The organism is Psychrobacter sp. AntiMn-1 (genome assembly GCF_001854065.1).
Classification (GTDB): Bacteria; Pseudomonadota; Gammaproteobacteria; order Pseudomonadales; family Moraxellaceae; genus Psychrobacter; species Psychrobacter pacificensis.
The window spans coordinates 108,051-120,932 of sequence record NZ_CP012969.1 but is presented as its reverse complement, the minus strand read 5'-3'; the positions used below and the strand labels follow the sequence as shown (position 1 = coordinate 120,932).

Genomic DNA, 12,882 nt, shown 5'->3' with positions numbered 1-12,882 from the left:
TAACTCCTGTCTAATGGCAATATAATAAGCGATTAGACAGGAGTCGCAGAGTCAGCCCTAATAATGGTAAATACCCACACTTATTACCTTCAGATAAGGTTTGCATCATGTTTAAAGCTGCCATTAAAACCACTGCTTATAAACAACCAGTACATACTGCACTTTCGGCACTGTTACTTTTGAGTGTCGTATCCCTTGCTTCAGCACAAGATAGCATCGCTAACAACACGGCTCAAATCGTTGATGCGAATAGTGCTGTAGACTGTCGTGATGATATTCAGGCTCAAGCCCCTTCTTATAAATATCAAAGCACGCAGCAACGTGTACTCAACTGTATGGTAGAGCAACTACAGCCCTATCAGCAAAAAGACAAAACCGCTCATCAGCAGTACCTCGCTTACAAAGCACAAGCATGGCTTACTTATGCGATCCATCAAGACAGTATGAATAACCGCTCAGCTGCGGGCATAGTTGCGGCAGAAACGGCAGAGTCTATCTTACAATCGCTAAAGAACGATACAGCGCAAAGCATCAAACTACAGCAAGATATCCCTACTACCTCTGCTCTAATGCGACCTGATCTGTGGGCGACGCTGAGTGCGCTAAAAGACAGTGGCGGTATAGAGTCAGCGCCACGTGAGATGGCATTTAGTGAAGTGGCATTAATTTGGGCGGCGACCAATCAATGTAAGCGAGGGTGGCGTGAGTCAGGCATACATTTTCGTATGGCGGACCGCTGGCTTGAGCAAGCACGCGAAGCCTATATTAATGCCCATGATGCGCAGACCAATGTGGCTTTAGAGCAATCTATCGTCAGCTACTATAAGCAGTATGCGCCTTTAGATGCCAGTGATGATATCTGCCGCGGACAAGATCTAACGCCTAATAATTAAAGCGCCTTACTAAATAACAGAGGTAAAAAAGCCGACAGAGTTGTCGGCTTTTTTGTGTCTACTATAGATAAAATTAGCGGTTTTTACGTGGTAGTTTTTCTGGTAGATAGCAGCGTAAGTACGCGATAAATGCGGTATTTGCTTCTTGAATATAGTCATCCGTAATGGTCTGATGACGACGATAAGACAAGGTAAATATCGCATTAACAATACTATAAGCAATCAATAGCGTGTTTTGGATATCCTCAAAATTTGGCATCTCATAACGCTCTGATAAACGCTTATAGACCAAGTCAACAATTTGATGGTCCATATCTTCGCCAAATTCATCACCTTCAAAATCAGGCGTATTGGTGTCATAAATGAGTTTGGCTTTGGTCTCATCGTTATGGAAGATCGTCACGCATTGATCAATCAGCGCGGTTAGATATCCTTGCCATCTATCGTAGTTGCCGATATCAACGGTTTCTACCATCTCTAATATTTCAATCGCATTCAAAAAGCGCAATGCTAAAAATATTGCTTCAATGTTAGGGAAGAAATGATAAGCAGAAGCTCTTGGTATTCCTGCTTCTTCACACACAGCTGCTAGAGTAATATCATTAATAGCTTGTGTTTCACTCAACTTTTTGGCACCAGCCAAAAGTTTTTGACGACGTGCGCGGCCCTGTTGGCTGGTAAATTTAAACTTGTTTGGTACAAGTTTTTTTGCCAACTCCGAATCTACTAACACATCTTCAATTTTTTCGTCTTTGTTATCACTCATTGTAAATCTCTTAATGTTACGTCCTATTTCATAAATTCAATCTTCATTGAGTAGCATTCGTCCTAAATCACTGGAGAATCAACGAGTGGCTCAAATGTAGAGCCAACGTTATCGCTACTAACCTCAATGAGGAGGCATCATAAACGCTTGTACACTATCAAGCAAGGGACATGAATGGGTTAAAAGTTAATGTATCGATTAACACTCTACTAGAGTTAACTATCTAATTTTATGAAGTTAATCATTCAGTTTAATTTTCGCTCTTATAATACCATGATCAGTCACCCTATCTGAATAATCCCACTTAAGATGGTCATTGAAATAATCAACTCTTTCAACCTGACCGAGCGAAAACTTGCTATCAGGTAAGAACTCTTCTGAAACAAATAATTGATCGATCACTTCTGGCATACCTTGATGAATATGGGTGTAAGCCACATCTTTCATCCAACCATAGCGAGCTTGAATACGAGCGGCGTCAAAAAGTGCGACATCACGCATACTTTTATCATAATTAACCTCGCCAGTCTCCGTCATCAGCTGGGTTGTTACGCTACCAGTCACATCATTCATGTCGCCAAGCAGTATCAATGGCTCACGCGTGTGATGCAAACGTTCCATGATCGACATACGAATAGATGCCGCCTCTGCAGCACGCATGCACAAACTACGAAGCTTGGCACGAATACGGATATTTGGATCATCCATGTCTTCTAATAGGTTACCATTTTCGTCACGTAAGAAAAACGCACGTTTACTTTTTAGATGCGCCGTGATGATCGTTATTGGTTGACCATATGCGTCAACACGCAATATCAAAGGTGGACGATTAAAATGCTGATGAGGCCCGATATCGGGGATATCAATCACAGCTTTTGGTGCAATCTCTTCTAATAAGGTCGTCTCTAATTGCTCAAATCGACTAATAATACCAACGGCTGGTGTATGCTGTGCGCCTCTACCTTGAGTATATGGACTTGCAGTGTCATTGCTTGCAAGCGGAATAACCACCTGCTCTGGTTTGAATCCTAGTGCGACAGCTAGTGCTTCTAGTGCATTACTATCCCATACTTCTTGTACGGCAATGATATCAGCGTGTGCTTTAGCCAGCAGATCTGTCAGACCACGTCGCTTATGCTCATAGGCTTTATTATCATAAGCTGGGGCATTCTCATAATAAATGCGATTAGGGTTAGCAAAGTTCAATAAATTAGCTGTGGCAATATAAAACTGTTTACTACCGTCATTATTAGTCATAAGTCCCCTGTTTTTCTTATATTATATTCATACATATGGATTCATAGCAAATTTTATGCCAAAAAAAACTCCCAAAGGTTGACTTTGGAAGTTTTAAAATAACATACATACTGCTGGTCAAAGTCATTAATAGAACCAATCGTACAATCAATCTATTTTCAGCAACGAAATAGTAATCTATTGTCAGCGTTTTTAAGAGACAGCTCGTCTGCTAAGTTAGCTATCTATTAAAGTCATTGAGTAAACAGTAGTCATATTCATAAGTCTTTTTAACATCTGACTTTCTTGTAAAACACGTACTACGATACACGATGCCATGCGTCACGTGATGCTAGACGCGCTTCATCCCACGCCAAACGAGAATCGCCTTTCACTTCATTCCATGAACGCTCTAAGTCGGCTTCATGATCTTCAAAACGTGCATCTACTGGATAGCGAGCGCGATTTGCATAGCCTACCGCATACGCTGGGTGTAGGTCGCGATCAAACTCGTAACCTTCTTTGTAATAATCAGCATTGGCATACTCTGCGCGCCAGTAAGCTTCCTCATGGGTTGGATCAATGGCTTCAGCTGCTGCATGACCTGCGCCGCCACCAACAACTGCACCGATTGCACCACCAATGAGCGTACCTAATGGGCCTGCCATAGTACCGATGGCTGCACCTGCTGCTGCACCGCCTACACCGCCAATACCTGTACCTACTGGATGTGAGCCTGGCTCACCTGTAATAATGTCTGCATTCAAATCTTCTTTTGTCTCTTTAGACATGTTTTTTACTTCACTGCGATCGATAGCGTCATGGTTACTCATAGTATTGTCCCTAAATTATTTATTATTTGTTGAATTATTTATTTGCTAAAAGATTAGCGATATTGCTAAATCCAACTGAAGTATAGAAACTTATAGGTAGAGACAGATAGCCTGATTATGTAAACTGTGTCCGTATTGCGATTACATTGCGTTACAGCCTGTATCTTTATGACGTCTATGTACGGTGCGCTCATACTTTGGGTAATCATAAGAGATTAGCATTGATAAATTTACTATAGAAATCAACCCTATATCTGCATTAATGACCTTGCGATGGCACGTTGCCATTTATCAAGGTGTTGCTCACGAGCATCAATCGACATACTTGGCTCAAAAATACGATCTACTTGCCATGATGCTTTCATGGTTGACTCATCGTAAAGCCCAGTCTTTAAACCAGCGAGTAGTGCTGCACCCTTTGCCGTAATCTCTGTGTCTCTTGGACGTAGCACCGGAACATCTAGCAAATCTGCCTGAAACTGCATCAGCAAATCATTATTTGCCGCGCCGCCATCTACTCTCAGCTCAGTCAAGGGATGAGGGCTGTCTTTTTGCATGGCGATGAGTACATCATAAGTCTGGTAGGCAACTGCTTCCAACGCAGCACGGGCAATATGGGCTTTAGTAGTACCGCGGCTCATACCAGTGATGCTAGCACTGATATCAGAACGCCAGTAAGGCGCACCCAATCCGGTAAAAGCAGGTAATAGCACCACACCTTCGCTACTGTCTACTTGGCGAGCTAAATCTTCAACATCGCTACTTTGTTGAATCATACCCAAATTGTCACGTAGCCATTGGATGATAGCTCCTGCCATAAAAACACTACCCTCCAAGGCATAGGTAACTTCTTTTTTGGGTGGCTGTAGCATTCGCTTACCTGACTGTAAGATTTGATCAAATGATAAATTGTCTGGACGAGTTGGCGATATTTTTCGCTGCCATGCGATGGTGGTTAGCAGCTTGTGCTCGCTCAGTTTTGGCTGCTGACCAATGTTCATCAGCATAAAGCACCCTGTGCCATAAGTATTTTTGGCCATGCCAGCATCGAGACAGCCTTGCCCAAAAAGCGCGGCCTGCTGATCGCCGAGCACGGCTTGAATGGGTATTTGCTTTGCAAATAGGCCTTTTTTGGTTTTGCCAAAATCACCGTCAGATGGCAGTACCTTAGGCAATATAGTCATAGGAATGGCAAACCGATCGCAAAGCGTCTCTGACCAAGCCAATTTATGAATATCAAATAGCAAAGTACGAGAAGCATTGGTCACGTCGATGACATGCTCGCCGCCAGTTAGCTTGTAAATCAGCCAGCTATCGATGGTGCCAACTGCTATCTCACCTTTACTCGCACGTACGCTGAGTTTGGGATTATTTTCGAGCAGCCAAGCAATTTTACTGGCACTGAAGTACGGATCTAAGCGCAGACCTGTGATGCGCTGAACCTCATCGGCCATATTGGCGCTATCAGCACCCTGATGAACGCTATCATCCATACTATTGGTAGCGCTTTCAGCAGCGAGTGTCTTGCAATAGTTTGCCGTGCGCCTGTCTTGCCAAATGATAGCGGGTGCGAGCGGTTTCCCTGTTTGCTTGTCCCACATGACAATAGACTCGCGTTGATTGGTAATCGCGATACTGGTGACATCAGTAGCAAGCAACCCTGCCTGATTGATAACATCATGCGCACAGCTAATCTGAGTTTGCCAGATTTGCTGTGCGTCTTGCTCAACAAATCCCGCTTTTGGCGTTTGCAGCGTCGTTGGCTGTTGTGCCATCTTAATAGGCCGTGCATGATCATCGTATAATATCGCTCGACTCGACGTTGTCCCTTGATCTAACGCCAAAATATATCCTGCCATTACGCATATCCTCTACTGATATTGTTGGTTCTATTTGATAAAAACCAGTGGCTATTCATTATTTGCTGTTAATCAATCACTGTATATTTTATAAATGACTGGCCAAATTATTTAGGGCGTGTTGAACATTCGCAAATAGGCACTGCTGATCGCTAAAATGGTTCCAGACAAGGCACAAAGCGACGATAATGCAGATGCCTTAGCGAGATTTGTAACGCCGTATGGGGCAATTTTAGCATCAGCCCCAACGATAAAAGCAGGGGATAGGACTCTTTTTTGCCGCTTCATCGTTAAAAATAAGCGCTTAAAATGACTAAACTTATTATTCTTAACATCGAATCGCCTAAAAAATAGTCGCTGTCAGTGCCATGGTCGAATGTTCAAGACGCCCTAATGATAAAAATAACAGCACGTTAATTTAAATTGGTTAACTCTAAGACGTCTTATTCGCTATGATGTTACTTATAAACGAATATTTAAAAAACAGCTCAAACCTCTATCATACCGCTAGGGATGACACAATAGAGAGTAGCAGAATACTGAGCATTGACCCGTCACCATTGTGGCTATACAGTGTACGCCTTGTTTTGAATGATACATTTTTAGCGCTTTCGTATTAGCACGCACTTTATTAAAAAGCATTCTGATATTTCAGTACAAATACTTTATTTCAGCATCATTTATTCGCTTACTAGCAAATCGTTTATAATAGTATGACCGCTTTATATTCTGAGCGATAAAATCTATTAATGCTGTCCGTTATTTTATAATACCTTACATTCTAATTAATGGCTTATGTGACTTATGAAATTCACTTTATCAGCGCTACCGACTGCTATGATGACAGTTGCACTCATGAGCGGCCCTATAGTGACTTATGCGAGCACGGGCTCAGATAATATAGAATCATCAGATGACATGACACCGGTGACTGTGACAAAAATTGTGGATGCCGATGGTCAGATTAATAATCAGACAGCTCAGACAGCAATGGCACCTAGTCATACATTAGCAGAGACTCATGCTGAGCACAGTGCATTAAACACCCTTATCGATCCAATCACACACAAAGCCGTGGATAATAGCTATCCATTAGAAGTCTCTAGCTTTTTAAGCCTAGAACAAGCGCAAAAGCTTTTGGTTCAAGTCTCGCCCAAAATAGCGGCCAATCAAGCAGCCATCGCTGCCAGCGAATACCAAACTGAGGCCCTCAGAACCATCGACAACCCCCTCGTATTTGCGCGCGTCTCTGCCAGTGCTTACCATCTTGATGAGGATATAGATCTATCGTCTCTTAGAAACGGTATCGTCAACGGAGTAAATAATACCGTCGATAACGCGGTTCCTCCGATTGCAGACCTGCCAGATTTACCAAACTTTGGGGAGTTGGTCGGTGAGCGAATTCCAGACTCTTATAATATTAAGCGCTCAGGATCGACGACGGGCGCAGGTCTTGGTGTGGTCTGGCCTATTTATACAGCTGGACGTACGGACGCATTGACTGGCGCCTCAGATGCACGCACACAAGAAGCAGTCGCCGATAGCATCCTTGATAAAAACGAGCTTTATAATACGTTAATTGAACGGTATTTTAAGGCCCAATTGGCGATCATTGCCGCTTACTTACGTGAGGATGCTTACGATACCTTGCAGCAAACGGATCATATGGCAGAACGCTTGTTTGAAGAAGGCTTTATTTCGCGCGTCGATAGACTAGAAGCACAGTCTGCGCTTGCCGATGCCAAAAGCGAATCCGTCAATGCCAATAACGACGCGCGCTTAGCCATGATTGCGCTACAGCGATTGCTACGTACTGATTATCGTATTAAGCCGACGACGCCATTATTTGTCTCTAGCCGTCCCCTACCGGATGTTAGCTATTTTCAGGATTTGGCACTGAATAATCATCCAGGATTACAAAAGGTCGCCGCCAAACGCGCGCAGGCTCAGCAGTTGCATGCATTATCAGATACTGGCTACAAGCCGACAGTCTTGCTATATGGTTATGGTCAGCTCGAAAAAGACCCAAGCTGGGTCGCTGGTATCTCTGCCAGTTGGAAGCTATGGGGCGGACTGGATAAAACCGCGTCATTGGCATCAAGCAATGCTCAAATACGTCAGGCAGATCTTTCTGAGATTGAAGTCAGCGACAACCTGCTACTGCTGGTAGAAAAAAACTGGCACGATGTTAATAATGCTCAATCACGCTATCAAGCGCTACAAAGTAACGTTGATTTGGCTGCAGAAGTGTTAAGATTGCGCCGCTTAGGATTGCAAGAAGGCGTGAATACCACAGTCGATGTGGTACAAGCACAAACGCAATCGCTCAAAGCACGTACTGAGCAAGCGCAAGCAGCAAACGACTATGTACAGTCATTGGCCGCACTCATGCAAAGCTGCGGTACGCCGCTTGCTTTTAACGCTTATCTTAATGCCGCTGATATCCAGCTGCCGACTTTGTACACTGAATGATGATTGTATATGAAAGCTTATAAAGTATACGAATAAGCGCTATGTCGTCGTTTCAACTTTTAAGTGTTATAAGGCTAATGAGCGAAGATATATACCAAATCAGCATGACGCTATCAAACAATAACGCTCAATAAACCATACTATTACTATAGTGAATCACTGTTTTATGAAAAAACCAACGTCCAAATCGATAAATAATTGGCTACAAACTTTGCTACAAACGTGGCCTATTGCGAATACCACTAATGTTTGGGCACATTGCGCCAGTGTCGGATTTTTTGGTTTTTTATCCATCTTTCCAGCAATGGCGGTATTTGTGCTGATTTATGGTCTCGTATTTTCACCCGTTGAGATGCAGGAGCATATCTCCATTTTGCGTCCGTTTATACCTGATACAGTGTACGAAGTCCTCAATTCGCGCCTGAGCGAGTTGGTCTCTAATACCAAATCCACGCTGACATTTAGCCTGATCATATCGACCTTACTTGCCCTTTATGCTGGTTCCAAAGGCATCAAATCTTTAATTGCCCTTGTCAATCTCGCTTTTCATATCACCCAAGAGCGCAGCTTTATACAAGGCACGGTTCGAGCAGTGAGCCTGACCTTTGGTGCAGTAGTCGTCTTGATAATAGCGGTGTCTTCTATTGCTATTATCCCTGTAGCAGCGAATTACTTCCCCTTCCCTCAAGTGGCTGAAACGGTTGCACTGTGGGCCAGATGGCCTGTATTGGCGGGTATTATCTTTTTAAGCTTTTTAAGTCTTTATCGTCTCGCGCCAAATCGCGATGCCGTTGCACTAAAAAAACTGGTTCCAGGAGCAACGCTCGCGACCATTCTTTGGATTATATTGTCCGTACTGTTTTCGATTTATGTGCAAAACTTCAACAACTATAGTGCTGAATTTGGGGCGCTATCAGCGGCGGTGGTCATTATGCTTTGGCTATATTATTCAGCCTTTGTCGTCGCTTTTGGTGCGATTTTTAATTCTGAAGCCATAGACAATGCCAAACCTTATGCTGTTCGAGTGTACTAATCATAAATCCTTTGTTCTCAACTTTGCTGCTTTAGGAATCACACCGTCATGACTGAATTTCCAAACGAATCAGACAACTCAAATAAATCAGTTGATTCAAACGAGTCAGTGACCTCTCAAGATACAAAAGCCTCCGTCGATCCAATAGAAAATGTATCTAGTGGGTCTGACGTTCCAGAGCAATCTGTACCCGCTTATAGTCGGGGCAACGCAAAAGCTGATAAATCTGCTCGTATGAAAAAGATATTGCTCGTACTGTTTGTATTAGGTGTTCTTGGCGCAATTGCATACGGTTTATATAAAAGCAATCAGCATAATGAACCAGAAGTCATTACCCTCCAAGGGCAAATGCAAATGCAGCAAACCTCTATCGCTGCAAAGGTAGCAGGCCGCATTGCTAACATTATGGTGACAGAAGGTGATACGGTTACGGTGGGTCAACAACTCATTGAGATGGATTCGCCTGAGATTAACGCTAAGATCAACCAAGCACGTGCTGGTAAGCAAATCGCACAAAGTCAATTGGACAAAGCAGAAAACGGGGCACGCCCGCAAGAGATCGCTCAAGCCAAAGCCGCTTGGCAAGCCAATAAAGCCGCGTCTGATTTGGCAGAAAACACCTATCAGCGTGTCAATCGTCTGTATGAAGAAGGATTGATGGCACGGCAAAAACGCGATGAGGCTTATGCCCAATACCTAGCCACTCAAGACCAAACTGAAGCCGCACGTTTGCAATATGATTTGGCATTAGAAGGTGCTCGCAGTGAAGACAAATCAGCGGCTACCGCTCAAGTCGCACAAGTTGATGCCCAGCTAGATGAAGCACTGGCAGCAAAAGAAGAGGCCAATCTAAAGAGCCCTATCGCTGGTGTTGTGGACAATGTCATCGTTAGTGCTGGAGAAGTCATCGGTCAAGGCGTTCCTTTGCTGACGTTGGTGGATACCAATGACCAATGGGTAGTGCTCAATGTCACTGAGTCGTATTTAAACCAGTTCGCTATCGGTCAGACATTTACAGGTACTATTCCCGCATTATCATCAGCAGATAAGCCTTATAGCAAGCAGTTTACTGTTTATGCGACATCGACCTTATCTGATTTTGCCACTTGGCGACCGACCAACAATGATGATGGTTTTGATGTGCGTACCTTTGAGGTCAAAGCACGACCATCCACGCCTGATACTCGCATTCGCTCAGGAATGAGTGTGGTTGTGCATATTAATCCTATCAATCAGAACCAAGAGTAGGCCATGCACTTGACTAAGTTAAGTGAGGCTTTTTTACGTAGCGCCGCTTATGAGCGCCGTTTTTTAGCCAAAAACCATTGGGACCTTAGTATGGTGGTATGGATACCACTAGCCACAGTGCTGCTGATTTGGTGGATATTTTCACAAACGCAGATTACTGACTTACCCATTGGAGTGATCGATCAAGACAATAGTGCTGTTGCCAATACTACCGTACGTTACTTAGAAGCCAGTCCTACGCTTACGGTTAGACAACTTTATTATTCACCAGCGGATGCAGAGGCTGCGATCTTGCAACGTGATATTTATGCGGTTGTCATCATTCCTGAAGACTTTTCGCGTAACATTTTATCTAACAAGCCTGCCCCTTTAATCCTACAAGTAAACGCCCAGTACGGTACGCACTCTGGCATTATTCAAACGGCTGTCCAAGCAGTCGCTAGCACCTTATCCGCAGGGGTAGAGATCAAACGATTGGTAAAGCAAGGCGTAGGGCCGTCGCAAGCCATGACTGCTTACTCGCCTATCAGTATCCAGCGTATTAGTTTGTTCAATGCTGCAACCGATTATCAGCAGTTTTTGGCATCGACCGTCATACCTGCCCTGCTACACATATTAGCGATGGTCGTCGGGGCAACCACCATTGGTCGCGAGCTGCGCGATAAAAATATTGGTCACTGGTATCGCTTTATCAGTACAGGTACACCTGACTTAGCTTTGGTTAAATCCTCTAAAAAAGCAGCTGCGTTAAACACCACACAAGATAGCACCAACAACACTGCACCATCATCAGACTCAAAAATGCCCAATTCGGTGAGTATATCAGTATTGCTATCCGGTCTATTGGGTAAGTATTTTTGGCCAATATTGGCCTATAGCTTATGGTCGGCTTTGGTATTGTGGCTTGTAACGTCGAACCAAAATATAAGCATTGGGTCAATCATCGCAGTATATATCGGCCTATTGTGTTTGATGATACTGTCATTCTGGCTTGGTGCTATTTTTACTTTGAACTCCTTTTCACTGCGTATGGGTTTGTCAACCACTGGTTTTATTTCAGCGCCTTCTTATGCCTTTGCTGGTGTGACCTTTCCTTATATTGCGATTAGTGATAGCGCGCAATACTGGTCAAATGCATTGCCACTGACACATTACCTCAAGCTACATATTGCCCAGTTACAAATGCAAGCGCCTATTGCTATCTCTGTGCCTATTGTCTACGGTCTGGCGCTTGCCACTATCATCGCCATGCTACTGACAGCCCTATTGACCAAACGCGCATTGGCGCATCCTGAACGCTGGGGAGCACGCTGATGTCATCACCTTTAAATACCAAGCAAAACAACGCTAAAGCCACCACTTCTTTAACTGCGCAGACTTTTTGGGCAAGCTTCTCTCAAACTATAAAAGATGTCTTTGGGGATAAAGGCGTGCTTTTGATGTTGATTATTGCCCCGATTATCTATGGGTTTTTCTATCCTTGGCCCTACTCAACTGAAGTGGTCAACCATGTACCAGTGGGTATTGTTGATCATGACAATAGTAACTTGTCGCGCACGCTCGCTCGTTATGCAAGTGCCAGTCCATATCTAGATACTGAGCACTTTATCAATGAACAAGCGGCCAAAGAAGCCATATGGTCCGATCAAATTGCAGGCTATATGGTGATTCCAAGCGGCCTTGAAGAACAAGTCATGTCAGGACAGCAAGCGTATGTTAGCGTCCTCGGCAATGGCGGCTACTTTATTTTAAATAAGAACGTCCAACTGGGATTCTCTAAAGCAGTTGGTACCGTATCAGCGGGGATCAAGGTAAAGAAAAATATCGCTAAAGGCGCTTATGCACCCACCGCAGCACAGAGCGCTCAAGCAGTACCACTACAAATCATGCCACTTTATAATCAAACTGAAGGCTACGGTGCCTACGTCGTACCAGCCGTCTCCGTCATTATCTTACAACAGACACTATTGATGGCAACCGCCATGCTGATTGGCACTTGGTATGAGCAGCGGCGTCATGCTGCGAGTGTACGCGGTTGGCTCGGACGTATCACAGCGCTGAGCACGCTAAGCTTTATCATTGGCTGTTTTTATTATGGTTGGGCGTTTGAGCTGCATCATTATCCACGTGGGCAAAATATGCTCGGAACGCTATTGTTTTTAGCACTGTTTTGTCCGACAGTCGCAACGCTCGGCTGTGTACTTGGGCTATGGTTCCGGCAGCGTGAGCGCAGTATGCAGATCTTAATCTTTATCTCCCTACCGATATTCTTCTTAAGCGGCTACCCTTGGCCAGCCGACCAGTTGCCCCAAGTTTTGCAAGTAATACGCTGGATCGTACCAACTACCCCTGCGATCAACACCTCTGTACAGCTTAACCAAATGGGTGCAAGTATCTCTCAAGTCGCCATAGGGTTTTATGCGTTGGCAGGCTTGTGGTTGCTCTATTTTGTTTTATTGCTATTTTTACGCAAGCGTATTCCGCAAAAAAAAGCCTACTGATAAATCTTTAAGTTAATTAAATCTATGAGCATAAAGAAGCG

The 12,882-nt window shown here is 44.0% G+C and carries 10 protein-coding genes; 6 read left to right on the top strand and 4 right to left on the bottom strand.

Annotation, left to right across the window (positions count from 1 at the left end; all coding sequences use genetic code 11):
- Nucleotides 1–107: 107 nt before the first annotated feature.
- Nucleotides 108–893, top strand: coding sequence for a hypothetical protein (locus AOT82_RS00505; RefSeq protein WP_071001339.1), 786 nt, complete (start codon nt 108–110; stop codon nt 891–893).
- A 73-nt stretch (nt 894–966) separates the two neighbouring features.
- On the opposite strand, the gene AOT82_RS00500 is transcribed toward AOT82_RS00505, so the two are convergent.
- The 4 genes from AOT82_RS00500 to glpK all read right to left on the bottom strand — a co-directional run bounded on the left by AOT82_RS00500 (nt 967) and on the right by glpK (nt 5,587).
- On the bottom strand, nt 967–1,659 hold the full coding sequence (locus tag AOT82_RS00500; RefSeq protein ID WP_071001337.1) for a TetR/AcrR family transcriptional regulator: 693 nt from the start codon (nt 1,657–1,659) through the stop codon (nt 967–969).
- 237 nt (nt 1,660–1,896) lie between these two features.
- Nucleotides 1,897–2,916, bottom strand: a complete 1,020-nt coding sequence (locus tag AOT82_RS00495; RefSeq protein ID WP_071001335.1) for an endonuclease/exonuclease/phosphatase family protein — start codon at nt 2,914–2,916, stop codon at nt 1,897–1,899.
- 299 nt (nt 2,917–3,215) lie between these two features.
- Nucleotides 3,216–3,728, bottom strand: a complete 513-nt coding sequence (locus AOT82_RS00490) for a hypothetical protein (protein WP_071001334.1) — start codon at nt 3,726–3,728, stop codon at nt 3,216–3,218.
- 248 nt (nt 3,729–3,976) lie between these two features.
- Nucleotides 3,977–5,587: a glycerol kinase GlpK gene (glpK, locus tag AOT82_RS00485; RefSeq protein ID WP_071001332.1), complete on the bottom strand. Its 1,611-nt coding sequence runs from the start codon at nt 5,585–5,587 to the stop codon at nt 3,977–3,979.
- An 804-nt stretch (nt 5,588–6,391) separates the two neighbouring features.
- On the opposite strand from glpK, the gene AOT82_RS00480 reads away from it, so the two are divergent.
- From AOT82_RS00480 to AOT82_RS00460, 5 genes are all read left to right on the top strand, one after another.
- Nucleotides 6,392–8,059: a TolC family protein gene (locus tag AOT82_RS00480; RefSeq protein ID WP_071001330.1), complete on the top strand. Its 1,668-nt coding sequence runs from the start codon at nt 6,392–6,394 to the stop codon at nt 8,057–8,059.
- A 166-nt stretch (nt 8,060–8,225) separates the two neighbouring features.
- Nucleotides 8,226–9,092 (top strand): YihY/virulence factor BrkB family protein, encoded by an 867-nt coding sequence (locus AOT82_RS00475; RefSeq protein WP_071001329.1) that lies wholly within the window; start codon nt 8,226–8,228, stop codon nt 9,090–9,092.
- Between the two features lie 48 nt (nt 9,093–9,140).
- Nucleotides 9,141–10,340 (top strand): HlyD family secretion protein, encoded by a 1,200-nt coding sequence (locus AOT82_RS00470; protein WP_071001327.1) that lies wholly within the window; start codon nt 9,141–9,143, stop codon nt 10,338–10,340.
- 3 nt (nt 10,341–10,343) lie between these two features.
- Complete coding sequence (locus tag AOT82_RS00465) at nt 10,344–11,654, top strand: ABC transporter permease (RefSeq protein WP_071001325.1); 1,311 nt, start codon at nt 10,344–10,346, stop codon at nt 11,652–11,654.
- Nucleotides 11,654–12,841 (top strand): ABC transporter permease, encoded by a 1,188-nt coding sequence (locus tag AOT82_RS00460; RefSeq protein WP_071001324.1) that lies wholly within the window; start codon nt 11,654–11,656, stop codon nt 12,839–12,841. Before AOT82_RS00465 ends, AOT82_RS00460 begins: the two co-directional genes overlap by 1 nt.
- Nucleotides 12,842–12,882 lie beyond the last annotated feature (41 nt).